Source organism: Pseudomonas monsensis (assembly GCF_014268495.2).
In the GTDB taxonomy this organism is placed as follows: domain Bacteria; phylum Pseudomonadota; class Gammaproteobacteria; order Pseudomonadales; family Pseudomonadaceae; genus Aquipseudomonas; species Aquipseudomonas monsensis.
Map to the genome: position 1 here is coordinate 1,355,990 of NZ_CP077087.1, position 25,604 is coordinate 1,381,593.

The window sequence follows — 25,604 nt, forward strand, 5'->3', positions numbered from 1 at the left end:
GCTCGCTCCCACAGGATCCCGGTCCGACCCGACTTTTCTGAGCAGAATTCATGACTCCCTTGCCCGCACCTTTGCGCTGGCTCTACGCCCTGGAATGGCGCCGTGGTTTTTTCGACTGGGCACGCAGCGATGGCGTGACCTGGGTCTACATCTTCAAGGTATTGCTCGCCGCGTTCCTCACGCTGTGGCTGGCGATGCGTCTGGAACTGCCACAGCCGCGCACCGCGATGATTACGGTGTTCATCGTCATGCAGCCGCAGAGCGGGCAGGTGTTTGCCAAGAGTTTCTATCGCTTCCTCGGCACCCTGGCCGGGTCGGCCATGATGGTCACGCTGATCGCGCTGTTCGCGCAGAACACCGAACTGTTCCTGGGGGCGCTGGCGATCTGGGTCGGGATCTGCTCGGCCGGCGCCGCGCGCTGCCGTAACTTCCGCGCCTACGGTTTTGTCCTCGCCGGCTACACTGCCGCGATGGTCGGGTTGCCGGCGCTGGCGCACCCGGACGGCGCGTTCATGGCCGCCGTGTGGCGCGTGCTGGAGATCTCGCTGGGGATTCTCTGCTCGACCGTGATCAGCGCCGCAATTCTGCCGCAAACCGCCAGTGCGGCGATGCGCAACGCCTTGTATCAGCGCTTCGGCGTGTTTGCCCTGTTCGTCACCGATGGCTTGCGCGGACGCAGCAAGGCCGAGGCCTTCGAAGCCAGCAACGTGCGCTTCATCGCCGAAGCGGTGGGCCTGGAAGGGTTGCGCAGCGTGACGGTGTTCGAAGACCCGCACATGCGTCGGCGCAACGGTCGCCTCAGTCGCTTGAACAGCGAGTTCATGGGCATCACCACACGCTTCAACGCCTTGCATCAGTTGCTCGAACGCCTGCGCGGCAACGGCGAAGAGCACGTGGTGGCTGCGATCAGACCGGGCCTGCAGGACCTGGCCGAAGTGCTCGACGGTTTCAGCGGCCGTGCCCTGACCAGCCCCGACGCCGCACGCCTGGCGATGGCGCTGGCGACCTACAAGGAAGGCCTGCCGACGCGGGTGCGAACCTTGCGCGCCATCTTTCAGGAGCGCGAACCGAGCGACGCCGAGCAACTGGATTTCCACACCGCGTACGAACTGCTCTATCGCTTTGTCGACGACCTGCACAGTTACGCCCAGACCCACGCGTCGCTGGCCGATCACCACCACGAACGCGAGCGTTGGGACGAGCCGTTCACCCCGCAAACCAACTGGTGGGCCGCTGCGGCTTCGGGGATTCGCGCCTCGTTCATCCTGATCGTGCTGGGCAGTTACTGGGTTGCCACCGCGTGGCCGAGCGGCGCGACCATGACGTTGATTGCCGCCGCCACCGTAGGCTTGTCTGCCGCCACACCCAACCCGAAACGCATGGCGTTCCAGATGGCGTGCGGCACCTTCCTTGGTGCGTTGATCGGCTTCGTCGAGATGTTTTTCATCTTCCCGTGGATCGACGGTTTTGCGCTGCTGTGCATGATGCTCGCACCGGTGATCGTACTCGGTTCGTTCCTCACTTCGCGGCCGCAGTACGCCGGGGTCGGCCTCGGTCTGCTGATCTTCTTCAGCACCGGTTCGGTGCCGGACAATCTGACCGTCTACAACCCCTACACCTTTATCAACGACTACATCGCGATGGTCATGGGCATGCTGGTCTGCGCGGCAGCGGGCGCAATTATTCTGCCGCCGAACAGTCGCTGGTTATGGCGGCGGCTGGAGCAGGATCTGCGCGGTCAGGTGGTGTATGCGATCAGCGGCAAGCTCAAGGGCCTGGCGTCGAGTTTCGAGAGCCGCACCCGCGATTTGCTGCATCAGGCGTATGGGCTCGCCGCCGGGCAGCCGACCGTGCAAAAGAACCTGCTGCGCTGGATGTTCGTGGTGCTCGAAGTCGGCCACGCGATCATCGAGTTACGCAAGGAGCAGGCGATTCTGCCGGTGCACCCGGCCTATGCCGAATCGCAGCCGTGGCGCCAGGCGATCCGCGTGATGGGCCGGGCGCTGGTGCGACTGTTCCTGCAACCGAACCAGAGCAATCTGGAGCGCGCACTGGTGGCGGTCGATCACGCGATCAGCCGGGTTGCCGCCACCGACGAGCCGTTCGCGCCGCACTTCGACACCTCGGCCCTGCGTCGGGTGAAGAGCTACCTGCACTTTATCCGCACCTCGTTGCTCGACCCGCAATCCCCACTCGCGGCCTACGCCGTCGCCAAGCCCGAAGGACTTGCCCATGCCTCGTGAAATCGCCTTCCACGGCGTGTACATGCCGACCATGACCCTGATGTTTTTCATCGCTGCGGCGCTGGCCTGGGCGCTGGACCGGTTCCTCTCGGGGTTCGACCTGTACCGCTTCTTCTGGCACCCGGCGCTGCTGCGCCTGAGCCTGTTTACCTGTTTGTTCGGCGCGATGGCGCTGACTGTTTATCGTTGACTCTCTATCTCTGAAGAAGGCCCTGATGAAAAAGTTTTTCAGCCTGCTCGCGACCCTGCTGGTGCTGGCCCTGGCGCTGTGGATCGGTCGCTCGTTGTGGGAGCACTACATGAACACCCCGTGGACCCGCGATGGTCGGGTGCGTGCGGACATCATCAATGTCGCTGCCGACGTCACCGGTGAAGTAATCGACGTGCCGGTGCGCGACAACCAGTTGGTGAAGAAGGGCGATTTGCTGATGCAGATTGATCCCGAGCACTACCGCATCGCAGTGAAGCAGGCGCAGTCGCTGGTCGCCTCGCGCAAGGCCACCTGGGAAATGCGCAAGGTCAACGCCCATCGCCGCGCCGACCTCGACAATCTGGTGATCTCCAAGGAAAACCGCGACGACGCCAGCAACATCGCCGATTCGGCACTGGCTGACTATCAACACGCGCAGGCGCAGCTCGAGGCGGCCGAACTCAATCTCAAACGTACCGAAGTGCGCGCGGCGGTGGACGGCTACGTGACCAACCTCAATGTGCATCGCGGTGACTATGCGCGTATCGGCGAGGCGAAGATGGCCGTAGTCGACATGAATTCGTTCTGGGTTTACGGCTTCTTCGAAGAGACCAAACTGCCGCATGTGCGTGTGGGTGACAAGGCCGACATGCAACTGATGAGCGGCGAAGTCTTGAAGGGCCATGTGGAAAGCATCTCGCGCGGCATCTACGACCGCGACAACCCGGAGAGCCGTGAATTGATCGCCGATGTGAACCCGACGTTCAACTGGGTGCGTCTGGCGCAGCGAGTGCCGGTGCGGATTCACATTGATCAAGTGCCGGAGGGCGTTTTGTTGGCGGCAGGGATTACGTGCACAGTGGTGGTCAGTCCGTTGGAATAAGAAGTTACTCGCGAGGAAGGGAGTCTTCGCGAGTAATGCTTATTGTTTTAAGTAACTAACGATAGTTGTTTGAGTTGGTTGATTGTAAGTATCTGTTGAATTTGTGTTTACTGCGTTTTTGATGTGTTAGTGTTCTTCCTGTCATCTGTCGATGGCGTTAATTAGTCAACTTTTCACCCGGACTGGCATTGTTCAATGTTAGGCGGATGTAGTGTTGTTTATTATTTTTAAAATGGAAGTTTCAGATAATGGAAGTGATTGAAATCAGGATGGATAATTCTGTCAGCCGTATTGTTGCCGGCGAACCGGTGACGCTCGGCTTTACTCTTGAAACCGATGGTACACCCCCACCCGTGGGCTCGCGCCTGCAGTTCAGGACTTACCATGGCGCCACTTTTTTGCATGCGTCAATGCCCCAGTCGGGCGCAACCTTGAGCCACTCATCCGGTTACAGCAACCTGACTATTACTGAGCCGCAAGTTACCGGCTGGAACCCAAGACGAACACTTACCTTCACAACGGATCGCGATGTCGAACTGTCGAAAGTTACCGAAGTAATCGGCATGGTTTATTACCAGCCAGAGTATGAGGATGGCTATTGGCCGGTGTTCGTTCAGACGGGTGCAGAGCAGGCTATTTCAACGCGACAGGCATTCGCCGCAAAGTGGCAGGATGCCTCGGGCGGCTGGATTTACAGTTACGACGTTAAGGTCACGTCCAACAGCCAGCCATTCAGTCAGTGGAAATTTTCCAGTGCAGGGTTACCGGCGGGCACGAAAATCTACACCCAACCCTGGCTCGATGTTGTGCATGATGCAACCGAGGGCATCATCGAATTGGTGACGCCACCGGGTGACCAGTATCTGCTGGAGCCGGGCAAGGAACTGCCGATTTCGATCCAGCTGCTCTACCCGGCAGCGGCGGGACAAGCGCCTGAGTTCGAATCCCTGCCCAACCTCATGGCCGCGCCACGCTGACCCGGACGCTTCATTGCCATGCAGCGGTGAACGGGCTATCCCCGGGATCAGAGCTTGCCGTGCAGGCCGAAGCGCTTCATCAGCGTTGATTCCAGCAAGCCCTTTGGCAGCAGCGTCGCCAGTAACGGCAACGCCCGGCTGCCATTGCCGATTCGCGCCAACCGAGGCGGTTTGCTCTGTTGCACAGCCTTCAACAACTCGGCAGCAAACTCACGGGCCGGCGTCGGCTTGTCCTGTGAAGCCTTGGCCCGTGCGCGAATACCTTCGCGCACGGGAAACCACGGCGATTGCTCGTTGATCAACTGCTCCGCCTCATGCCCGGCATTCTTGGCGAAGCTCGACTGGATCGCCCCTGGCTGCACTTCCATCACGCGAATACCGAACGGCGCGAGTTCCATGCGCAAGGCATCGCTCAACGCATGCACCGCCGCTTTTGAAGCGCAGTACGCACCGGCAAACGGCGTGACCAGCACCCCCGACACGCTGCCAATATTCACCACCAGGCCTTTGGCCCGGCGCAACACGGGAAACAGTGCGCGGGTGACACCGACAATCGAGAACACGTTGGTTTCGAACTGGCGCTGCATGGCCGGCACGCCGCCGTCGAGCAACGGCCCCATCGCGCCGTAACCGGCATTGTTGATCAGCACGTCGAGGCCGCCGTGTTGCTGGTTGATGCGCTCACTCAATTGCTCCAGTGCCATCGCGTCATTGACGTCGAGTTGCACGGCGGTGAAGCCGGCCGAGGCCAGAGTCGCTACGTCTTCGGCCCGGCGCGCACTGGCCCAGACTTCGAAACCGGCGGCTTTGAAGGCGTCGGCGAGTGCGCGGCCGATGCCGCTGGAACAACCGGTAATCAACGCAACGGGCATGGCGCATTCCTTGTGCTAACAGTGGAGGAGGGGATCAGTCGGAGAAACTACCCTGCAATCGCTCGGAGCGAAACTCCAGGGTTTGCGGGCGATATCCGGGGCGCAGCGGTGGCATCGGCAGGCAATCTTCCCAACTGCCGCCCGCCTGCAATTCGCCAGGGCCGCGATAGCGCGGGGCGGTGTATTGGTTGTCGGCCAGATTGACCGTGTCGCCCGGTGCGTAGGCAGCGATGCGCCAGCGCAATTCGGTCAGCGGGACATCGTTGCCGTTGTTCATTTTCAGTTGCAGTGGACGATCCGCCGGGCATTGTTCAGGCGCGTAGGTGATGCGCATCTCCAGCCGCGCCAGTTGCTTGATCTCGCGGTTGTCCAGCCACACCACCCACACCGCCACCAGGCCCAGACCGACAGCAGCGGCCACGGACACCGGCACAGCCTTGGCCGGGTACCGCAGCAACAGGACCAGCCAGGTGATGATCAGCAGGACGCCGATGAACATGTCGGAATACTCCTTGAATTCGTGAACACCATCCTACCTAAGGGGGGCGGGAATGGACATTCGTCGAGCAAACCTTCCTACCGTTGGTCGGCACTGTAATTTCTGACAGTAGCCTCCCATGTGTTCGGCTGTTCAGATGACCGCAGACAGGACGCCGTCGTCGTGCGGAGCGGACTTATGAGCATGCACAGCAAAACACCGCGACTTTCGGCCAACGACCCGCGAGGGCTGTCTGTGCGTGCGGTCGATTATTGGCGTGAGGTGGAGGGCACGTCTGCGCAAACCCGCATCAACCGCACTGGCTTTAATGCGGCCGGGCATGCAGTCGAGCAATGGGATCCGCGGTTGTGGTTGCTGCAGATGAGCGATCCGCTGGCGCCTGCCAACCTGACGATGGTTTACACATTGAGTGGTCAGGTATTGCATTCGGACAGCGTCGATGCCGGTACGCAGGTCGTCTTGCAGGGGCTGGGCGATGAAGTGCTGTTGAGTTGGGACAGTCGGGGCACCCTGCGCGAAGTTGAACATGACTTATTGTTACGCCCGGTTGCCGTTTTCGAAGCCGATGCGGGAGCACCGCGACGCTGCGCCGAGCGTTTTATCTACGGCGAGCCTGGTGTCGGTGAGCTGCATAACCAGTGCGGTCAGTTGATTCGCCACGACGATCCGCTGGGTAGCCTGCTATTCGACGCTTATGCGTTGGGTGGCCAATGTCTGCAGAACACCCGACATTTCACGCTGGAGCCGGTTAACCCGGATTGGCCGGAGCCGATCAATCAACGTGAGCAACTGCTGGAACCCGGCGAAGGCGCGACGACTGGCTGGCGTTTCGGGGCGCTTGGCCATGTCCTCGAACAGGTTGATGCGTGTGGCAATCGGCAGGGTTTCGAGTTGACCATCGCTGGGCGCCTGCGGGCCATTCACGTGCAGTTGCAGGCGCACGCGGGTTTGACAACGCTGGTCAGTGATATCCGCTACAACGCTGACGGGCTGGTTGTGCAGGAAGTCGCGGGCAACGGGGTGCTGACTACCCTGAGCTATCGACCCGAGGACGGTCGTCTGCAGCAACGAAAGGCCAGCAGAGCCACGGGTGAAGTCGTGCAACATTGGGTCTACGCCTATGACCTGACGGGCAACGTGCTGAGCATCGAAGACAAGGCGCTGCCTGTGCGCTACTTCGCCAATCAGCGCATCGACCCGGTCAGTCGCTTTTACTATGACAGCCTCTACCAGATCTGTGCGGCCACCGGGTGGGAAGCAGGCGCTGCCAGTGCCGGGCCGGCGGCAATCGCCAATTACACCCAAAACTACCGGTATGACGCCGGCGGCAACCTGCTCGAATTGACCCACGTGGGCGCACAAAATCATGGCCATCAACTGCAAGCGGCGCGTTACAGCAACCGCTGCCTGCCGTGGCGCAATGGCGTGCCGCCCGACGAGGCGCAGATCGCGGCGGCGTTCGACGCACGGGGCAATTTACGCATGCTGGATCAAGGGCGTCTGGTGCACTGGAATGGGCGCAATCAGCTGGATTCGGTGGCGATAGTGCAACGCGAAAGCGCTGCGGACGATCGCGAAGTCTACCTGTATGACGGCAACGCACAGCGGGGGCGCAAGATACGTTGGCTGCAGACCAATGCCCGCCGTGTCGTTGCGCAGGTGCGTTATCTGCCAGCACTGGAGTTGCGCACGGACAGTGGCACCGGTGAGGTGTTGCAGGTCATCACGGTTCAGACCGGTCTTAATCACGTACGGATCCTGCACTGGGACACGGCGCCACCTTCGGGTGTCAACGACCACTGCCGCTACAGTTTCAGCGATCACTTGGGGTCGATGGGGCTGGAACTGGACGCCAGTGCAGCGGTGGTCAGCCGCGAGCATTTTTATCCGTTCGGCGCGACAGCGTGGAGTGAAGAGGTGCAGGTCAGTTATCGAACGGTTCGTTATTGCGCCAAGGAACGCGATGCCACCGGCCTTTATTACTACGGATACCGTTATTACCTGTCCTGGTTGCAGCGCTGGTTGAATCCGGATCCGGCGGGCGCTATTGATGGGCATAACCGTTATCGAGCGATGCGCAACAACCCGCTGGTCTACGGCGACAGTGACGGGCGTAATCCGAACACGCTAGAGAAGAAACCTCACGATCGGACCTATCACGATATGGGCAAGCAAAAACTGGTAAACCCGGTGCAGGCCGCCGGCATGCAACCGGTGCGCAATTATTTTGCCGACAATCCAGACCCCAGGGTGCAGGATTACCGACGGGAAATTCCCGTGGAACTGGCCAGGCTTGGAGCCTCCAGCGATTCGCTGCTCAACACCCACCAGGCTCACGTAAGGGCCGCCGTGAAAACCCAGACTTCACCGCCGTCGGGGCCCGTGATGTATCACGGCGGCGAGGTGCTTTCGGCCGGCATCAGTACGGTGTTCGGTGAAAAAACTGCAAGTCAGGTCATGGGCCCGATGTCGGACATTTTCAACAGTCCTGTCGAAGACCCACAAGTACTTGCCGCCAGGCGGGGGGCTGTCGCCACCACCATTAAATTCAGCGGAAAAATGCTGATGCACACGGCAAATCCTGCGCTGCAAATTGTCGGCGCGGCCTCTGTCGCGATGAGTAACATCATGGTGGCCTCAGAGGCGCAGACGCGCGTTCAGTACAAGCAGATGAGTGCGCCTGCCAATGTGCTGATGTCTGCGACCGTGGATGTGCCGAGAGCGTCTTTTCAGACGCTCCAGCAAACATTTGCTGCACCGCAGCGAGCACCGGTCCCGGATCAATCGGCAGGGCTGAGTTCGTTCGTCCAGCAAGCGTTTAATGCAGCCTTTGTGTCGTCTGCACCGGACGTTGTGCAGGCGGTCGATTACCTGGACAGCAGAGACGGAGAAGCCAGGCGCCCTCGTCGAGGGTCGACCTACGGCTAGGTGAACAAAAGCCCCCGCCCGACCCGTTGCGGATAGGGGACGCAATGGGGCGGGCGGGGGCTTTTTGTGTTGCCGGACGTTTTACTGCGCGATGGTTTTCACCGACACGCCGCGTTCAACCGGGGTGGAGCGACCGTAGATATCTTCGAACCGCTCGATATCGTCTTCGCCCAGGTAGCTGCCCGATTGCACTTCGATGATCTCCAGCGGGATCTTGCCCGGGTTGCGCAGGCGGTGCACCGAGGCGATCGGGATGTAGGTCGACTGGTTTTCGCAGAGCAGGAACACGTTGTCATCGCAGGTCACTTCGGCGGTGCCGCTGACCACGATCCAGTGTTCGGCGCGGTGGTGGTGCATCTGCAGCGACAGGCATGCGCCCGGTTTCACCGAGATGTGCTTGACCTGGAAGCGCCCGCCCATGTCCACCGAGTCGTACGAGCCCCACGGACGATAGACTTCGCAGTGGTTCTGGGTTTCGCTGCGACCCTGTTCGTTGAGGGTTGCGACCATCTGTTTGACGCCCTGAACCTTGTCCTTGTGGGCGATCATCATCGCGTCCTTGGTTTCGACCACGACGATGTTTTCCAGGCCGATCACCGACACCAGCTTGCCATTGCCGTGGATCATGCAGTTCTTGCTGTCCTGGATGACCACGTCGCCCTTGCTGACGTTGCCGTTGGCGTCTTTTTCGTTGACTTCCCACAGCGACGACCAGCAACCGACATCGCTCCAGCCGGCGGTCAGCGGCACCACGCAGGCACGCTGGGTTTTTTCCATCACCGAGTAGTCGATGGAGTTGTCCGGGCAGCAGGCAAAGGTGGCTTCGTCGAAGGTGATGGTGTCCGGATCCTGAACGCTGCGCTCCAGGGTCAGCAGGCAGGTGTCGTAGATGTCCGGATCGTGCTTTTTCAGCTCTTCGAGGAAGCGGCTGGCACGGAACAGGAACATGCCGCTGTTCCAGTAGTAGCCACCGGATTCGACGTACTCGGTGGCGCGTTTGACGTCGGGTTTTTCGACGAAGTGCGAGACGCGGCTGACGCCTTCGGGCAGCAGCGAATCGGCAGTGGACTTGATGTAGCCGTAACCGGTTTCCGGTTTGGTCGCCGGCACGCCGAACAGCACCATTTCGCCGTTTTCGGCGGCGACGGTGGCCAGCGCCAGGGCGCGTTGCAGGGCTTTCTGATCATCGAGAACGTGGTCGGCCGGCAGCACCAGCATCAGTTCGTCGCGACCTTCATTGACCAGCATCATCGCGGTCAGCGCCACCGCTGGCGCGGTGTTGCGGCCGAATGGCTCCATCAGGATGCGCTGGGTTTCCAGATTGCGAGCGGCCAACTGCTCGTTGACGATGAAGCGGTGATCCTTGTTGCAGACCACGATCGGCGTATCCATGCCTTCGAACACCAGGCGTTCGAGGGTTTGCTGAAACAGCGTGTGTTCGCCGGTCAGGGCGAGGAATTGTTTAGGGAATTGTTTGCGCGAAAGCGGCCACAGACGCGAACCGCTACCACCTGACAAGATCACCGGAATCATGTTGTTACTCCATAAAAATCAATTGGGTTAGAGGCACGAACGATGTGTCGTTTCACTCTTGTTTTTGTCTCGTATCCGAGCTGACAACCCGATCATTGTGGGAGCGAGCTTGCTCGCGAAGGCGGCGTATCAGTCGACACATCTGTTGAATGTCAGACCGCTTTCGCGAGCAAGCTCGCTCCCACAGGGGATATGCGTCAGTCAGGAAAAATTGTTAGCGCGTCGACACCGGGCGTTTCACCCAGACTGGCGACAGGCTGCTACCGCTGCCGGTGACGTACAGCACTGCGGCTTCACCGCGCTCGAGGGCGACCGGTTTCACGTCGCCGACTTTCTTGTCGCCTTCATACAGCGCCAGGCTGACTTTCACCGGGTTGATTTCACGTTCGCCACGGCCCTTGGCCGCTACGTTCGGCACCACGTCGGTCTTGCCGTCGGCGGTCTTCAGGGTCAGCGGCTTGTCGCTGAGGTTCTGCACGCGCACCAGGGATTTCTGCTTGTTCTTGAACGGCGGTTCTTCGATCAGTTGCGGCGCGCCGGACGCGTTGTTGACCAGGGTGTAGTAGTGGTCACCGGCGAGTTTCACCGGCAGGGTCTGGCTGCCGATTTTGGCGCTGTAGTCACCGCCCGGCATGAAGCTGAAATCGCTGCTGGCCAGTGGCGCAACGTCGCTCAGATTAGTGCTGCCGACAGTCGCGCTGACTTCAGCGTTGCTGGCGTTGTAGACCCGCACGAAGGTCGAGCCTTTCGGTGCGGTCGGGCCGTACAGCGCGGCGTCGCCACCGGCAAAGGCAGGGACGGAAAGCACGCTGAGGCCAGCAACCAGTGCGAAGCTTTTAGCGAGACGACGAGGAGTAGTAGTGAAAGTCATGGTGTACCTCTCTTTCAGTTTTGCGCCCGATCGGGCGTCTCGGATTTAGTGTTGATAGCTACGTTTTGTTGGCGAGCACCGGCTTGTTTGAGCTCTGCGACCCACTGCGGGTCGGCGTCGCCGATTTCGTTGTTCACAGGCAGATAACGTTCAGGAAACTCCCAGATCAGCACCTGTGGCGGGCTGTTCTTGAAGTCATCGCTTTTCAGGTAGCTGAGCATCGGCAGGATCGGGCCGTGGCCGTCTTCGGCGTAGCTCACCACGTCGCTGTGCAGCGCTTGTTTCAGCGCACCGACGAAGTTCCAGTTGGGGTTGGCGCTGTAACTGGTGCCGACCAGTGCCACCGGCACCTCATTGCTGGCGAACAGCGCGTCGTCACCGGCAGGTTGCTCGGCGGCCACGGTGTTGCGCTTTTGCAGCGGCTCTTGCGCCGGCATCAGGTTTTCGAACAGCGGATCGAGCGGCAGGAACAGACGCAGGTCGCCCTTGTGCGTGACCTTCTCCGCCGGCGTGGTAACGAAGCGCTGTGGCTCGCCGCTGAGCGGGAACTTGTCGGCGATGGTTTTCGCCAGAGTGTTGGCGGCAATCTCGGCGCCTTCCGGCGTCCAGTGGGTGTCGGTGCGCAGGAACACTTGCTGACCATTGTGCTTGGCCTGTTGCAGTGGCTTGAGCAGGTCAGGAGCAAGGATCTTGTCCGCCGCGACGCGGTGGTGGAAATCCTCATAAAGGTTTTCGTGAATGCTCGCCGGTTTCACTTCGCCCAGATGCTCCGGGTACAGACGAACCTTGGCCGGCACGATCGCCATCACCAGTTTCACGCCTTTCTCTTTCAGGGTCTGGCGCACGCCTTCAACCAGCGCGTAGTTGCCTTGCAGGTTCAGCTCTTCGTTGACGATCGGGTTGAATTCCTCGTCGCTGTACAACCACTGATCGCGACCGAGCACCACGCCCGGACGACCCTCGTTGAACAGTTTGAAATCCAGCGCGGCCCAGAGGTTGGTGCCCAGACGCTTGATCGGAAACTGGTCGTCGTAGTGGGTTTCCACAGCCTTGGTCCAGCGGCCGTTGAGCACCGTCGCGTCGGCGTTGGTGCTGAAACCGAAGAAGCTGCGAACCGACCACAGACCGAGGACCAACAAGGTCACCAGGAACAGGGCGATGTAGAAGATGCGTAATGAGCGGGTCATGTCAGATCCCTCAGAACTGGAAGTAAAGGAACGGCGAGAAGCTTTGCGCCGAAAGTTTGAGAATCGAAGCGATGAACAGCAGCAGGATCAGCCCGCGCATCACGTAGCGCGACCAGTCCGCCGTCCAGTAAGCCGGTTGCACCTGGGCTTCGACGCCGACGGTGTAGCCAGGCTCGTGGATGTTCGCCGGGTTTTCGCCAGGGGCGGCTTTGATCATTCCTGGCGTGGCGGTGGCAGGGCCGTTGGCCTCGACGTTGACTTCAGGTTTGCTCTTGGCCGGCGGCTGGTTGGTGTACAGATCACGCAGACCGAAGAACGCCAGCGTCACGTAAGCCACCACCAGCGTCGCCACTTGCAGACCGGTGAGGCTGGCCTGATTGAGTTCCGACAGCGACCAGTCGCCGAAGCTGAACATCGCGCCGTACATGCGCCCGGCAACGTGCAGGTTCTCGGCACGGAAGATCACCCAGCCCATGACCACGAGCAGGAAGGTCAGCGCCCAGCGGATCGGGTTGAGGCTGCGCGGCGAGGTGTTCAGGCCCAGCGCTTTTTCAATCGCCAGCCACATGCCGTGCCAGGCGCCCCAGACGATGTAAGTGATGTTCGCACCGTGCCACAGACCACCGAGGAGCATGGTCAGGAACAGGTTGCGATAGGTCATCAGCGTGCCTTTACGGTTGCCGCCGAGGGTGATGTACAGGTAGTCACGCAGCCAGGTCGACAGGCTGATGTGCCAGCGGCGCCAGAACTCGGTGATCGACTGGCTGATGTACGGCTGCTTGAAGTTTTCCATGAAGCGGAAACCCATCATCAGGCCCAGGCCGATGGCCATGTCGCTGTAACCGGAGAAGTCGAAATACAGCTGCGCGGTGTACGCCAGCGCGCCGAGCCAGGCATCACCGGTAGTCGGGTTTTGCAGGGCGAAGCAGTGGTCGGCGACCACGGCGAGGGTGTCGGCAATGAACACCTTCTTGATGAAACCCTGCATGAACCGCGTGCAGCCCTCGGAGAACTTGTCGAGGGTGTGGGTGCGGTTGTTGAACTGGTCGGCGAGGTCGCGGAAACGCAGGACCGGGCCGGCAATCAGGTGCGGGAAGATCGCCACGAACGCCGCGAAGTCGATCAGGTTGCGGGTGGCCGGGGTGTCGCCGCGATACACGTCGATGATGTAGCTGATCGACTCGAAGATGTAGAACGAAATACCGATCGGCAACAGCACGTGGGTGAGGATGAACGGCTCAAGACCGACCGACGTCATCATCGCGTTGATGCTGTCGACGCCGAAGTTGGCGTACTTGAAGTAGCCGAGGATGCACAGGTCGACCGCGACGCCAAGCAGCAGCCAGCGTTGTGCCGGTTTGGTGCGCACGCCGGCGGCACCGACTTTCAGGCCGATCCAGTAGTTCCACAGGGTGACGCCGGCGAACAGCGCCAGGAAGTCCACCCGCCACCACGCGTAGAACACGTAGCTGGCAATCAGCAGCAACAGGTTGCGATAGCGTTGCCCGCTCAAGTAGTACAAGCCGAGAAAGATCGGCAAGAACAGAAACAGGAACACGTTGGATGAAAATACCATCCCGATCTCTCCATGTTTGAACCAACAGTCAAGGGCCAAAGCCCCCCCAAACCCCCCGTGGTAGTGGAGGGGTGAAACGGTGTTGCTGTCAGGGTTGTGCAGGGCCTTGAAAGCTCCCTCACCCCCCGCCCTCTCCCGGAGGGAGAGGGAGCCTGATCTCCATGGTTTTCAAAAATGGAGATCGGCTCGGTATTTCCTTGCAGCCTGATCTCGTTTTTTCAAAGCCTGAGATCAACTCGGTGTTTCCTTGCAGTCTGATCTCGATTGTTTTTCAACTGAGATCGACTCGATATTTCAGGTCGGCGGATTTCTCAAAAGCACCTCGGTCAGTCCCCTCTCCCTCCGGGAGAGGGCTAGGGTGAGGGGCTTTTGCTTCATGAGCCTTTGTTGCCCTTTTCATGCGAAGGGTCGTAGACCTTGGTCAGGTCGCCACCCAGGCGGAAGGTCTTGAACGGTTGCATGCCGTGCTTCTTCTCGATCACATCCGGCGGGCAGGTGTAGAGCGTGCAGAACGGTTCGAGCCAGGCGAATTTCATGTCCTCTTTGAGGTCGGTCATGTCCTGCTCTTTACCGTTCTTCTTCTCGAATGCATCCGGGTCTTTCACCCCGGCCAGCACCCGATCACCCAGACGTTTCAGCGCGCCGTTGTTTTCCTGACGCAAGTCGACACCGTTGACCTGGGCGAAACTGGCGATCATTGCCAGCGGCGGCAGGGCGTAGTTGTGATAGGCGAGGGCGCGTTGCTGGCGCTTGAGTTCGTTCGGCAGGAAGCCGTCGGCGTCGACTTGATTGACTCCGACCTTGTATTCCTTCACCGCCCAGTCGAACAGGTCGCGGCGGTTGGTGGCGACGGCGGTGGCCATCACCGACCACGCGGCCCAGTACGAGTGGTTGTTGGTTTTTTCCAGCGGCAGGTTGTCCCAGTCGCTGACCACCTGATCGGCCATTTTGCTGAACCACGCCTCGATCAACTGCGCTTCCTGCTGATGCTGCGCCAGCGGATGCGAGTCAGAGAACTTCAGGCGAATGTACGAAGAGGCCATGCTGCCCAGCGCCCATTTGCGCATCGACTTGCCGGTGTGGTTGAAGTCTTTCGACATCAACGCATCGGCCTTGGCCCACGCGGTCAGCCAGTTCAGCGTGCAATCGAGCTGCTCCGGGCGACCGTCGCGCATGAACTGCATCACCCGTTTGGCGGTGCCGCGTTCCAGCGTGGTGATGTCTTTGGTGGTGTCGCGAAAGGCTTTTTCCGACTGCACGTTCAGTGTCGCGCGGGCCTTGTCCGAACCTTCGTATTTGCTGCGAAATTGCAGCGGTCCGGTGTAGGGCGTTGGCATCGCGTCACAGCCTTCGCTCTTGTCGCCGGTCTTGAATTTATCCACCGGGGCGAAGTAGCCCTGCGGCGGACGCAGTGGCGCGGCGGCCTGAGTGGCCCCGGCGAACATCGCCAGGGTCAGCAGGGATGGTGCAAGCAAGTGTTTGATCGTTCGATTTCGCATAGCAGACCTCATTGCCCGACCTGAGCGGTTTGTTGCCCAGCGCCCGGGAATACGTTGCGTTTGCAGATTTTCGCTTCGACTTTTTGTGGCGCGGTGCCCGCTTCCGGGCCCTGGACTTCGACGGCCAGCAGGTTTTGCGAGGCCCAGTCTTCGTCCGTGCGCAGCTCAAAGGCGAAACGACCGTCGGTGTCGGAAGTTTCCGGTTTCTCGATCTTGATGTCCTCGTGGCGACCGTTCATGTACCAGAGGGTGGCTTGCAGGGTTTTCACCGAAGGGTCGGCGAAGCGGATGTCGACCTGATGGCTGCTGTTCTGCAGGTTCAGGTTTTTGCTGTTGACCAGCAGTTCCTGTTTGCCGCCCGGCTTGAGCGTGGTGCTGGCGGACATTTGCGCGTCTTTGCCTTCGCAGCCGTTGTCGAGCAGGGACATCATCTGGCGATAGATGGTTTCCTGGTCGAGGCGGTACAGCGGCGAGAATTCCCAGATGAGAATTTTCGGCGGGGTCTTCTGGAATTCGTCGCTGCCCAGGTACTGCAGCATCGAACCTTCCAGGCCGCCGCCGGGAAAGGCGACGTTGAGAATGTCGGCGCCGATCGCCTCTTCGAGGAAGCCGGCGAAGTTGTAGTTCTTGCCGCTGTGCGAGGTGCCCACGAGGGTGATTTGCGGGTTGCCGGAATCCCCGAACAGGTCGCCGTCACCGGCTTCGCCTTTCGGCTCGGTGGTGAACTGGTCCATGTACTGGATCGCGTAACTGGTGCCGCACAGTTGCCCGGCCATGTTGTGCAGGGTGCCGGTCTTGCCCATGCGCCCGGAGCGCTTGGTCTCGAATTCACGCTTGGGAATGTCGGCGAAGGCCGGAATCTGCTTGACCTTCTCGGCGACGATTTTCGCCGTGCGCTGGGCGCCATATGGGGTCCAGTGCTGGTCGCCGCGGAAGTAGAAATCGTGAGCGGGCAGGGTGTCCGGCAGCGACTCGTTGGTCAGCGGCGACAGGTCCGGCACCACGTATCCCATCTGCGCGAAACGCCCGAGCATGGTCTTGTAGTTGCCCAGCGCTTTCTCGTAATCGAACGCGGCTTTTTCCTGCGGGTTGAGCTTGTTGCGGTTCACCAGGCCACGGGTCGGCTGGTAAACGATCACCAGTTCGACGCCTTTGGCTTTGAACGCATCGTGCAGCTGTTGCAGGCGTTTGTAACCGGCCGGGGTGGTGTTGAACTCGGTGCGCAAGTCTTCTTGTGTGCGGAACAGCCAGTCGCCCTGCGCCTGCACCAGGGTGGTGAAGTTCTGCTGATAACGCGTGGTGTAGTTCTTCGCGTCATGCGCGGCCGGGCACAGGTTGCAGCACGGTTCGGCGGTGAACTCGGGCGCTTTCACTTCGTCCGCACGGGCGCCGTTGCTGGCCGCCAGAATGCCCACGGTCAGGGCCGACAGGCTGAGTAATCTGATCAAGTGTGGGTGCATAAAATTATCCTCAGTCCTGCATTTCGGTCTGGCGTTCGACAGGGTCGATCAGCACGGCTTTCTGCTGGCGCACCAGCAGGTCGAGAATTTCATCCTGGCGCTCGCCGAGGATGCCGTTGAAGCTGATGCCGCTGGATTTGGTCGGCGCCAGCATCGACACGCGATACAGCTCGACGCTCAAGGGCGAGTCGATCGACAGCGGGCCGCTGCCGTTGGCCGCCAGTTCACCGCCAACCACAATCAGCGACACCTGGGCATCGAACGGGTCGAGCTTGATGTCACGGTCGGTGTCGGTCAGGTCCTTGATGTGGCCGTAGACGCCGGTCAGGCCGTTGGCCATGGCGACGTTTTCGTACAGGCGGATGTTCACGCTGTTACGAATGCGGATGCCGTGGCGCTTGTTGCTGATGACCTTGTTGCCCCACAGCAGGTTGTCGGCGGACTCGTAGAGCGTGATGCCGTCGGTGTGGTTCTTGTAGATCTCGTTGTAGGCAATGATGTTGTTGACGCTGTTACGGTCGATCACCAGGCCCGAGAGGTGGTTGTCGAAGCTCTTGTTGTTGAAGATGAAGCTGTCGTTGACCTCACGGGAAATAATGATCCCGTGCTTCTTCTTCGTACCGTGGACGGTGTTCTCGGCAATGATCAGACCGTGGGAACGGTCGTGCGGGTCGATGCCGTAGACGATGTTGTCTTTGTAGGTGTTGCCCTTGACCACAAAGTCGCGGGTCTCGTAGCAGTAGAAGCCGTACCACATGTCGGAGAACTCGGAACCGACGATCCAGCCGGTCGGCTCGGGACGCTTGAGCACCTTGGCCATGTTCGGCGTGTACTGGGAAATACTCACCCCGTACGACTTACTGTTGGCGTAGCCGAAACTGGCCATCTTGCTGTTGACGATGTAGGTCTCGGTGCCACCCCAGGCCAGCAGGAACGGACGGAATTCCTTCGGCGAACGGAACGTTGCCGGGCCGTTGTCCTTTTCGCGCCAGCCGGTGACTTTGGTGTCACGCACAAACAGTTGGCCGTCGTTGACCATGAATGCACCGGCCTCTTGCGACAGGCGCAGTTCCTGGGTCTGACCGTCGATTTCGAGGATGCCTTTGCGGCCGACCACGATCGGCAACTTCGACAAGTACACGCCCGGCGAGGTCTCGCTGAAATACTGCTTGGGCAGTTTCTGCGCCAGATCCTTGAGGTTCAGGTAACCGTCGTCGACGAAGATCGCCTGCGGGATGCCGTGCTGACGCACCACCCATTCGGCCATCTTGTTGTCGCCGCCGATGAAGTCCTTCAGCGCGTCTTCCTGCATCATCCGGCGCACGCTGACTTTGCCTGCTTTGCTGCGAACGATTTTCGCGGCGGCGGCTTCGGCGGTGTAGCCGGAAATGTCCGGCAGTTTCGGCGCGGCCAGATTCAGCGCCTCGGTGGGTGCGCTGCTGACGGTGTAGGTCTTGGCTTGTTGCAGCTCTTTCGCGGTGGTCACCGGCTTAAGCGGTTCCACAGTCGCGAAGGCGCTGGCGCTGGCCAGCAGCATCGCGCCGGCCAGCAGGCTGAGTGAGCCTGTCCTGGTGCTGATCATGTCGGGCACTCCCTTGGCGGTTTGCATCAGAAGCGCCAGATCACGTCGATGAACGCGCGGTGCATGTACGAATCAACCTGCTTGCCGTAGGCATCGCCCGGCTTGAACACACCGCCACGGAAGCGCACGAGGGCCGACGGCTCGTCGATCGACTGGCTCAGGGCGGCCGGCAACAAGCCTTGCTTGAAGTACTTGGTGACGACCAGGTCCATCTCCTGACCGAGGTCCTTGTTGCCGTCTTCAAGCGGCAGCGAGGTGCTGGAAAGAATCGCGCCGGTGGCGTCGTCGGTGTTGTTTTCCACCGCATTGATGCCGTTGCTGCCGACCGGCTTGTTGCCGTCGACACGCCAGAACTTGTGGTAGATCAGGCTGGCGTCGTACTCGTCGTTGACCATCCAGGAACCGAACAGGGTGGCGGTCTGCATGTTGTTCATTTCGCCACGGAAGGCTTCGCCGAAACGGTGCACCCGCGAGCGGGTACCGGTGTAGTTGGAGCGGTTGCTCTCCAGACCGTTCTGCTCGTAATCGGCGCTGGCGCGGGCATAGGCACCGCCGACTTGCCATTGCGGATCAATGCGCAGACGCACACCGATGTCGGTGGCCCAGCCGTTGACGTCTTCGCTGCGCTTGGCTTGTGCCGGGCGCGAGCCATCGGCGTTGAGGGCGTTGACCGTGTCACGGTCGCCGCTCATGCCGGTGATGCTGCCCCAATAGTTGACGGTGTTGGTGTTGCGCCAGTTGTAGGCGTCGCTGTCGGCGGTCAGGCCGAGCCAGCTGATGTCACCGTTCTGGGTTTTATCCAGCGAGTCGCGCGGGACGCCCGGCTCGGCGTAATCGAGTTTGCCGTCATCGTGAGTGTGATGACCGCGAATGCCGACCCATTGCCCTGGCGTCCACTGGTAAGCGGCGTCGGCGTAGGCGTGCAGGCGATCCTTGTCTTTCGGCGCCAGCTCTTTGAGGTCGGTGCGGTATTCGCTGAAACGCTCGGCGACGCCGACGTTGGCACGCAGCAGGGTGGTGTCGAAGGTCCAGTTCAGCGCTTCGATATTGGTGTCGCGCCATTGGCCGTCGTCATTGCGCAGGCGCTGGCGACCGAACTTGAGCATCTCGCCCGGGTATGGGGTGAGGCCGCTGTAGCCAACCCAGAATTCGCGCATCGCCAGATAGTTTTTCTTGGTTTTGCGATCACCGTTGTCGGTGGCTTGTTCACCGTCGGATTGTTGCAGGGTGTCGGTTTCGATGATGTCGGTCGAGGTCACGGCCTGGCCCATGGCGTAGGCGCTCCACGCACCGCTTTCGCCGTAGACCCACGGACGCAGGTCGAGGCCCAAGCCGTTGACGTCGCCGCCACTGGCGGTGCCGAGGTCGCGGTCGTCTTCGGACTGGCCGGTGATTTTCACTTCCAGGCCGAAGTTCTTCGATTCAGTGATCGCGGCCAGTGTCGGGCAAGACCAGATCAGCGCGAACGTGAGGCCAATGCCGGCCTTCACAAAGGGATTCAACTTCATAGGGATTCCTCGCCGTCTTCTTCTTGCAGGGCGTGCAGTTGCAGCGTGTTCTGATTCAGGGCGCCACGGCTGGCCTGTTCCTGTTGCAGCAGGCGTTGGGCTTCGGCCAGACGCTCGGGCGGCAATTGCGCTGCGAGGGTGGTCGCCAGTTCATCGGCTTGCGGGGTGTTCTGCGCCTTGGCCAATTGGCTGAAGACGTAGGCGTTGACCGGGTCGGGCTGGGTGCCCTTGCCTTGGGAAAACAGTTGGGCGATGGCGAAATCGGCGCTGTTCTGGCCGTTGCGCGCAGCGGTCAGCAGATGGTCGAGGGCCTTCTGCGGATAGACCTTGCCCAGGTAACCACGGCGATAGATCTGGCCGAGGTAATAGTCGGCGGCAACCTCGCGGCCAACGGCTTTCTGGAAATGTTCCTCGGCGACTTTCGCGTCGGCCGGCACCAGTTTGCCTTCGTAGTAGAGCTTGCCCAGCAACAGCTCGGCGCGCGGCTGGTCGGCGGCGCGGCCGTTGTCCAGGTACTGCATCATCTGATCGACGTCGCCCAGTTCCGGGAAGTCGTAGAGCAGTTGCGCGAGGGTCACCCACGACGCCGGATAGCCCGGGGCGATCGGTTCGAGCAGCGATTGCGCGGTCTTCTCGTCGGTCTTGCCCAGGGTCGAATCGGCCAGTACACGGGCCACCGAATCGACACGCTGCGCAGTGACGGTGCCACGGCTGTAACCGGCCTGCATTTGCTTGATCAGCTCGGCCTGTTGCTCCGGCTGGGCACGTTTCTGATAGACCGTGGCCAGTTCGACGTAGCAGATGTCGGTGGTGTTGAGCGCGGCTTTGCAGATCTTTTCCACGTCATCCAGGTGCTGGTCGTAGGTGCCCTGGGTGCGATACAGCAGCACTTGCGCCAGACCCGCTTCCGGGTAACCGGATTTGCGCCACTGGTCGATCTGTTGCTGGGCGTTGATGTTGGGGAAGCTGTGCGGGTATTGCAGGTACAGCATCGCCAGCGGGATCAACGTATTGCCTTCGCCATGGGCGGCGGCTTTTTTCAACAGGCTTTCGGCTTCGTGGTGCTCGGCTTCAGTGGAACCCGGCTTGGCCACCAGCAAGCGGCCGAGACGCGCCTGAGCACGCGGCGAAACACTGACGGCGGCGCGGTAAGTCGCTTCGGCCTGTTTGATCTGCTCGGGGTCGCGGCTGTCGACCTGGATATCGGCGAGGCCGACTTGCGCCTCGCTGTAACCCAGATCTGCCAGGGCTCGGTAGTTCTGCGCGGCGGTGGCGGTGTCGCCCCGCTTGAGCGCTTCGTTGGCCAGGCGTTGATCGGGCAGACCGGCGCAACCGGCCAGACTGACTGCCAATGCCAACGCGCACACTGATCCCTTGTGGGAGCTGGCTTGCCAGCGATTCAGGCGACTCGGTTTTTCAGCTAGACCGCATTGATCCCATCGCTGGCAAGCCAGCTCCCACAGGGATTGTGGTGTTCTCAGAAAAAAGGTCACAGGCATGTCCTCGACTTAAAGACCGGCAGCCATGGCTTTGTCGATCAGCCAGTTCAGGTTCGGGCCACGGTCGCTGTTCACTTCCACCGGGCGGCCGGCGAAGCTGCTGTCCAGCGGCTGGTCCGGCTGGATCTGCACGCGGATGTCGGAGGACAGGTCGGCGCTTTTCAGGCTGGTGCTGCTGACGATCTTGCCGGTGCGGGTCTGGTCTTCGCCGGCGATCTGGAAGCTCACCGAAGTACCCGGACGCACGTCGCCGAACTGGCGATAGGAGAAGCGCGCATCGACGGTGGCCTGGGTGTTGCGCGGAACCAGGGTGAAAATCACGTCGCCCTTGCTCGCGTACTGACCGTCAGCCACCAGTTGCTGGGCTACGGTGCAATCGCAAGGGGAGGTCAGGGTGCCGGTCATTTGCTTGCCGAACAGCTCTTCAACCTTGGCCGGTTGCAACTGATCTTCGTCCAGATGGCCCTTGAGCACGTCGAGCATGCTGGTGCTGAAGGTCGCCAGCGGTGCGCCTTTGGCCGCTACGCCGTCGGACTTGACCAGGCTCTGCACGGTGCCGTCACGCGGCATGGTGATGTTCATCCCCGGCACGCTGACCAGACCGGCCTGCGCGTGGCTGACGAAGTACATGCCGTATACCGACTTGAACACGAAACCGAACGCCACCAGGCCGATGGCGAAAATGCCGGCGCTGAAGGTCACCGCTTTCAGACGCCCGAACGGGGTCATGCCGCTGCCGCCGTCCTTGACCTTGCGCGCCTTGGTGAAGTTGTCGCGCTGCAGGGTCGCCAGCACTTCGCCGATGCTGACGATGTCGCCAGCCAGGTGCGACGTGATCAGGTGGCGCAGGGTGGAAATATCCTGCGGCTCGAGGTTCTGGAACTGGCAACCGGCGCGGCCGGTCTGGCGGTCGAAGGAGCGCACTTGCAGTTCAACGTCCATGCCGATGCCGAGGTTGTCGATGACGAATTGCAGGCGTGCCTTGTACACCTGGCCAATGGTCAGGGGCATTTGCCCGGCGTTGAACGCCAGACCACCGGCGGACAGGTCGAGGACCCGTGCTTCGAGCGGGGTCCGGTCGGGGCCGAAGAACCGCAGCTTGGCCGGGATTTTCACGCGGGCGTGCTGGCGCTGGGCTTCGGATTCATGCACTACGTTGGCGTTGACGGCGGTATTCATGGGGGCGATTTCCTTGTTAATTCAATAGGGGCAGGTCAGACCATCATCAGCAGCACGGCGACGAAAATGCTGCCGGCGGAGAAGGTCATGGTCCGAGACGACCAGGTGTTGAACCAACGTTGAAAGCTGGCGAGATCACGGGTCAGGGAAGTGGGTTGGCGCGTCCAGGATTGCTGGTCGAGGCGGAAGAACACGTAGATCTTCACCAGCGCACCGACGATCTGGTTGTAATACAGAATCACGGGATAGGCCGGGCCGATCCGGTGACCCGAGCACGACAGCAGCAGGGTCAGAATCAGGCGGGTGATCCCGATCCACAGCAGGTAGGCGAGGATGAACGCGCCGCCGTACTTGAAGCTGGCGATGATTGCCACGGTCAGGCCCAGCAGCGAGGTCCACATCGACACGCGCTGGTCGAACAGCACCACCGAGGTGAAGGCGCCGAGGCGTTTGACCCCCAGGCCCAGCGCTCGCGAGTTCTGGCGCAGGTTGTTGCCGTACCAGCGGAACATCAGTTTGCGGCTGGCCTTGATGAAGCTCTTTTCCGGCGGGTGTTCAACGGTGTTGATCGCCGCATCCGGTACGTAAAAGGTGTCGTAACCCAGGCGCATCAGGCTGAACCAGCTCGACTTGTCGTCGCCGGTGAGAAACTTGAAACGGCCCAGGCGCCAGTGTTGCAGCGAGTCGCTTTCGACGTCGGCGATGAATTCCGGGTTGGTCACCACGGTGGCGCGGAACACCGACATACGACCGGTCATGGTCAGCACGCGCTTGGACAGGGCCATCGAACACATGTTGATGTGGCGCTGGGCGAAACGCAGCTTGTGCCATTCGCTCATGATGTAGCCGCCGCGCACTTCGCAGAACTCGTTGGTGGTCAGGCCGCCGACGTTGCCGAACAGCTGGAACCACGGCACGGTCTTGCGCACAGTGCCTTCGCCGAGCACGGTGTCGCCGTCGATCACGGCCACCACGGCGCGGTCGTCCGGCAGGTGACGGGAGATCGCGCGGAAACCATAGGCCAGGCCATCGCGCTTGCCGGTGCCGGGAATGCGCACGAAGTCGAGCTTCACGCGGTCTGGCGGATTCATCCGCGCCCAGAGCGCTTTCACCAGCAGCTCATCGGACATTTCCACGATCGAGCAGACCACGGTGGTCGGCAGTTCGCAGTCGATGGCTTCGCGGATTACCGAGCTGTAGACCTGCGCCGTGGTGAGCGCGTCGATACGGAAACTGGTGACCATCAGAAACACATGCGACGGGTCCGCCGCTTTACCCAGCTTGCGCACTTTGCGGCGCAGGTGCGGGTAAACGAGGTAGAGAAAAATCATGCCGCGCACAAAGTGCGTTGCACCCATCGAGTAGCGCCAGATACCCACGGCGCCAATCAGGAAAATAAAGTCCTTCGACTCGGAGTCGAATGTGGACGCGGGCAGCATCAAGGCCAGGCCCATCAGCAGGCTTAAAAACAACAGCCAGCCGGCGGATTGCAGAAAGAAATGTTTGAGCTTGGTCATCGACGTCATCCAAGGTAAGAGAGGCTTCGAGCTGCAAGCCTCAAGCTGCAAGTGAAACGCTTTGGCTTGCAGCCCGAGGCTTGTCGCTTGGCGCTGCTTTACCAGCAGATACCTTCGGTGCGTGTACCGGCGCTGGTGGCTTTGGACATGAAGCCCACCAGGTCGATGACCTGCTTGCCATGCGGCGCTTCCTGGGCCAGCGAGCGGAATTTCTCGTCGCGGTTGCCGAGGATGATCACGTCGGAGTTGTCGATCACCGAATCGAAGTCCGAGTTGAGCAGGGACGACACGTGCGGGATTTTCGACTCGATGTAGTCCTTGTTCGCGCCGTGCACACGGGCGTACTCGACGTTGCTGTCGTAGATGCTCAGGTCGTAGCCCTTGCCGATCAGCATTTCGGCCAGTTCCACCAGCGGACTTTCGCGCAGGTCATCGGTGCCGGCCTTGAAGCTCAGGCCGAGCAGGGCGACTTTGCGTTTGTCGTGGCTTTCAACGATGTCGAAGGCGTTCTGCACTTGCGATTCGTTGCTGCGCATCAGCGAGTTGAGCAACGGCGCTTCGACGTCCAGCGAACCGGCGCGGTAGGTCAGGGCACGCACGTCTTTCGGCAGGCACGAACCGCCGAAGGCGAAGCCTGGGCGCATGTAGTACTGGGACAGGTTGAGGGTCTTGTCCTGGCAGACCACTTCCATCACTTCACGGCCATCGACGCCGACGGCTTTGGCGATGTTGCCGATCTCGTTGGCGAAGGTCACTTTGGTCGCGTGCCAGACGTTGCAGGTGTACTTGATCATCTCGGCAACGGCGATGTCCTTGCGGATGATCGGTGCGTCGAGTTCTTCGTACAGCGATTGCAGAACGTCGCCCGAAGCCTTGTCGAATTCGCCGATAACGGTCATCGGTGGCAGGTCGTAGTCGGCAATGGCGGTGGATTCGCGCAGGAACTCCGGGTTGACCGCGACGCCGAAGTCGACGCCGGCCTTCTTGCCCGAGCAGTCTTCGAGGATCGGGATCACCACGTTGGCGACGGTGCCCGGTAGCACGGTGCTGCGAACCACGATGGTGTGGCGGGTGGATTTTTCACGCAGCACGAAACCGATCTCGCGGCACACCGCTTCGATGTAGTTCAGTTCCAGGTCGCCGTTCTTCTTGCTTGGTGTACCGACGCAGATCATCGACAGGTCGGTGTCACGAATCGCTTCGGCGAAGTTGGTCGTACCGCGCAGACGACCGGTCTGGATACCTTGCTCCAGAAGTTCGCCCAGGCCCGGTTCGACAATCGGCGACTTGCCGGCGTTGATCATGTCGATCTTGTCTTTGGCAACATCGACGCCAACCACGTCATGGCCCCGTGCAGACAGGCAACCGGCACAGACAGCGCCAACGTAACCCAAACCAAATATGCTGATGCGCATCGCAATTACCTCTGTGTTTTATCAAGCCATTAGATGGCCGGAGTTAATGGTGTGCAGCGGACACTAGTGCACTCGAAAGTGCGGCATACAGGCGCCACAATGCCGTGTGCAGGCAGACTAAGTTTCGAGTGTCTAAATAGGTGCACTCAAGATGTGCGTAAACAGGCCTTGTTGTTATGACTTGCC

General features: G+C 60.7%; 19 protein-coding genes. 5 read left to right on the forward strand and 14 right to left on the reverse strand.

Features of this window, described 5'->3' with window-relative positions; all coding sequences use genetic code 11:
• The first annotated feature begins 50 nt into the window (after nt 1-50).
• The 4 genes from HV782_RS05760 to HV782_RS05775 all read left to right on the forward strand — a co-directional run bounded on the left by HV782_RS05760 (nt 51) and on the right by HV782_RS05775 (nt 4,293).
• A complete protein-coding gene (locus tag HV782_RS05760) occupies nt 51-2,243 on the forward strand; it encodes an FUSC family protein (protein ID WP_186745523.1) in 2,193 nt (730 codons plus the stop codon).
• Nucleotides 2,233-2,433 carry a DUF1656 domain-containing protein gene (locus HV782_RS05765; protein WP_015096751.1) on the forward strand — a complete coding sequence of 67 codons (201 nt, stop codon included), beginning with the start codon at nt 2,233-2,235 and terminating at the stop codon, nt 2,431-2,433. The genes HV782_RS05760 and HV782_RS05765 overlap by 11 nt, the downstream gene beginning before the upstream one ends.
• 25 nt (nt 2,434-2,458) lie before the next feature.
• Nucleotides 2,459-3,316, forward strand: a complete 858-nt coding sequence (locus HV782_RS05770; RefSeq protein WP_123464815.1) for an efflux RND transporter periplasmic adaptor subunit — start codon at nt 2,459-2,461, stop codon at nt 3,314-3,316.
• Between the two features lie 248 nt (nt 3,317-3,564).
• The gene (locus tag HV782_RS05775) at nt 3,565-4,293 is read left to right on the forward strand and encodes a hypothetical protein (protein WP_123464817.1); all 729 of its coding nucleotides are present in this window, start codon (nt 3,565-3,567) and stop codon (nt 4,291-4,293) included.
• A 47-nt stretch (nt 4,294-4,340) separates the two neighbouring features.
• On the opposite strand, the gene HV782_RS05780 is transcribed toward HV782_RS05775, so the two are convergent.
• Both HV782_RS05780 and HV782_RS05785 read right to left on the reverse strand, forming a co-directional pair.
• Nucleotides 4,341-5,165: an SDR family oxidoreductase gene (locus HV782_RS05780; RefSeq protein ID WP_186745521.1), complete on the reverse strand. Its 825-nt coding sequence runs from the start codon at nt 5,163-5,165 to the stop codon at nt 4,341-4,343.
• Nucleotides 5,166-5,199: 34 nt separating this feature from the next.
• Nucleotides 5,200-5,664, reverse strand: coding sequence for a multidrug transporter (locus HV782_RS05785; protein ID WP_186745519.1), 465 nt, complete (start codon nt 5,662-5,664; stop codon nt 5,200-5,202).
• A 177-nt stretch (nt 5,665-5,841) separates the two neighbouring features.
• Between HV782_RS05785 and HV782_RS05790 the strand changes: the two genes are divergently transcribed.
• The gene (locus tag HV782_RS05790) at nt 5,842-8,592 is read left to right on the forward strand and encodes an RHS repeat domain-containing protein (RefSeq protein WP_186745517.1); all 2,751 of its coding nucleotides are present in this window, start codon (nt 5,842-5,844) and stop codon (nt 8,590-8,592) included.
• Between the two features lie 81 nt (nt 8,593-8,673).
• Here the strand turns inward: HV782_RS05790 and HV782_RS05795 are convergent, their stop codons facing one another.
• From HV782_RS05795 to HV782_RS05850, 12 genes are all read right to left on the reverse strand, one after another.
• Nucleotides 8,674-10,125, reverse strand: a complete 1,452-nt coding sequence (locus tag HV782_RS05795; RefSeq protein ID WP_123464825.1) for a mannose-1-phosphate guanylyltransferase/mannose-6-phosphate isomerase — start codon at nt 10,123-10,125, stop codon at nt 8,674-8,676.
• 214 nt (nt 10,126-10,339) lie between these two features.
• The gene (locus HV782_RS05800; RefSeq protein WP_123464827.1) at nt 10,340-10,996 is read right to left on the reverse strand and encodes an alginate O-acetyltransferase AlgF; all 657 of its coding nucleotides are present in this window, start codon (nt 10,994-10,996) and stop codon (nt 10,340-10,342) included.
• 14 nt (nt 10,997-11,010) lie between these two features.
• On the reverse strand, nt 11,011-12,183 hold the full coding sequence (locus HV782_RS05805) for an alginate O-acetyltransferase (protein ID WP_186745515.1): 1,173 nt from the start codon (nt 12,181-12,183) through the stop codon (nt 11,011-11,013).
• A 10-nt stretch (nt 12,184-12,193) separates the two neighbouring features.
• On the reverse strand, nt 12,194-13,759 hold the full coding sequence (locus tag HV782_RS05810) for an MBOAT family O-acyltransferase (protein WP_186745513.1): 1,566 nt from the start codon (nt 13,757-13,759) through the stop codon (nt 12,194-12,196).
• Between the two features lie 374 nt (nt 13,760-14,133).
• Entirely contained in the window at nt 14,134-15,258 is a 1,125-nt protein-coding gene (locus HV782_RS05815) for a mannuronate-specific alginate lyase (RefSeq protein WP_186745511.1), read from the reverse strand.
• Between the two features lie 8 nt (nt 15,259-15,266).
• Nucleotides 15,267-16,718, reverse strand: a complete 1,452-nt coding sequence (locus HV782_RS05820) for an alginate O-acetyltransferase (RefSeq protein ID WP_186745509.1) — start codon at nt 16,716-16,718, stop codon at nt 15,267-15,269.
• 10 nt (nt 16,719-16,728) lie between these two features.
• A complete protein-coding gene (gene algG, locus HV782_RS05825) occupies nt 16,729-18,300 on the reverse strand; it encodes a mannuronan 5-epimerase AlgG (RefSeq protein ID WP_186745507.1) in 1,572 nt (523 codons plus the stop codon).
• 26 nt (nt 18,301-18,326) lie between these two features.
• The gene (locus HV782_RS05830) at nt 18,327-19,808 is read right to left on the reverse strand and encodes an alginate export family protein (RefSeq protein WP_186745505.1); all 1,482 of its coding nucleotides are present in this window, start codon (nt 19,806-19,808) and stop codon (nt 18,327-18,329) included.
• The gene (gene algK / locus HV782_RS05835) at nt 19,805-21,307 is read right to left on the reverse strand and encodes an alginate biosynthesis TPR repeat lipoprotein AlgK (RefSeq protein WP_186745503.1); all 1,503 of its coding nucleotides are present in this window, start codon (nt 21,305-21,307) and stop codon (nt 19,805-19,807) included. Before algK ends, HV782_RS05830 begins: the two co-directional genes overlap by 4 nt.
• A gap of 9 nt (nt 21,308-21,316) precedes the next feature.
• The gene (locus HV782_RS05840) at nt 21,317-22,486 is read right to left on the reverse strand and encodes an alginate biosynthesis protein Alg44 (RefSeq protein WP_123464840.1); all 1,170 of its coding nucleotides are present in this window, start codon (nt 22,484-22,486) and stop codon (nt 21,317-21,319) included.
• A 35-nt stretch (nt 22,487-22,521) separates the two neighbouring features.
• On the reverse strand, nt 22,522-24,003 hold the full coding sequence (gene alg8 / locus HV782_RS05845) for a mannuronan synthase (protein ID WP_177490524.1): 1,482 nt from the start codon (nt 24,001-24,003) through the stop codon (nt 22,522-22,524).
• A 98-nt stretch (nt 24,004-24,101) separates the two neighbouring features.
• Nucleotides 24,102-25,418, reverse strand: coding sequence for a nucleotide sugar dehydrogenase (locus HV782_RS05850; protein WP_123464844.1), 1,317 nt, complete (start codon nt 25,416-25,418; stop codon nt 24,102-24,104).
• Between the last annotated feature and the right edge of the window lie 186 nt (nt 25,419-25,604).

Bases quoted from the DNA above. Each gene is read 5' to 3' on its own strand.
- HV782_RS05760 (WP_186745523.1), top strand. From the start codon at position 51: ATGACTCCCTTGCCCGCACCTTTGCGCTGGCTCTACGCCCTGGAATGG.
- HV782_RS05840 (WP_123464840.1), bottom strand. From the start codon at position 22,486: ATGAATACCGCCGTCAACGCCAACGTAGTGCATGAATCCGAAGCCCAG.
- algG (WP_186745507.1), bottom strand. From the start codon at position 18,300: ATGATCAGCACCAGGACAGGCTCACTCAGCCTGCTGGCCGGCGCGATG.
- HV782_RS05810 (WP_186745513.1), bottom strand. From the start codon at position 13,759: ATGGTATTTTCATCCAACGTGTTCCTGTTTCTGTTCTTGCCGATCTTT.
- HV782_RS05775 (WP_123464817.1), top strand. From the start codon at position 3,565: ATGGAAGTGATTGAAATCAGGATGGATAATTCTGTCAGCCGTATTGTT.
- HV782_RS05800 (WP_123464827.1), bottom strand. From the start codon at position 10,996: ATGACTTTCACTACTACTCCTCGTCGTCTCGCTAAAAGCTTCGCACTG.
- HV782_RS05780 (WP_186745521.1), bottom strand. From the start codon at position 5,165: ATGCCCGTTGCGTTGATTACCGGTTGTTCCAGCGGCATCGGCCGCGCA.
- HV782_RS05815 (WP_186745511.1), bottom strand. From the start codon at position 15,258: ATGCGAAATCGAACGATCAAACACTTGCTTGCACCATCCCTGCTGACC.
- alg8 (WP_177490524.1), bottom strand. From the start codon at position 24,003: ATGACCAAGCTCAAACATTTCTTTCTGCAATCCGCCGGCTGGCTGTTG.
- HV782_RS05805 (WP_186745515.1), bottom strand. From the start codon at position 12,183: ATGACCCGCTCATTACGCATCTTCTACATCGCCCTGTTCCTGGTGACC.
- HV782_RS05820 (WP_186745509.1), bottom strand. From the start codon at position 16,718: ATGCACCCACACTTGATCAGATTACTCAGCCTGTCGGCCCTGACCGTG.
- HV782_RS05785 (WP_186745519.1), bottom strand. From the start codon at position 5,664: ATGTTCATCGGCGTCCTGCTGATCATCACCTGGCTGGTCCTGTTGCTG.
- HV782_RS05790 (WP_186745517.1), top strand. From the start codon at position 5,842: ATGAGCATGCACAGCAAAACACCGCGACTTTCGGCCAACGACCCGCGA.
- HV782_RS05765 (WP_015096751.1), top strand. From the start codon at position 2,233: ATGCCTCGTGAAATCGCCTTCCACGGCGTGTACATGCCGACCATGACC.
- HV782_RS05770 (WP_123464815.1), top strand. From the start codon at position 2,459: ATGAAAAAGTTTTTCAGCCTGCTCGCGACCCTGCTGGTGCTGGCCCTG.
- HV782_RS05795 (WP_123464825.1), bottom strand. From the start codon at position 10,125: ATGATTCCGGTGATCTTGTCAGGTGGTAGCGGTTCGCGTCTGTGGCCG.
- algK (WP_186745503.1), bottom strand. From the start codon at position 21,307: ATGCCTGTGACCTTTTTTCTGAGAACACCACAATCCCTGTGGGAGCTG.
- HV782_RS05830 (WP_186745505.1), bottom strand. From the start codon at position 19,808: ATGAAGTTGAATCCCTTTGTGAAGGCCGGCATTGGCCTCACGTTCGCG.
- HV782_RS05850 (WP_123464844.1), bottom strand. From the start codon at position 25,418: ATGCGCATCAGCATATTTGGTTTGGGTTACGTTGGCGCTGTCTGTGCC.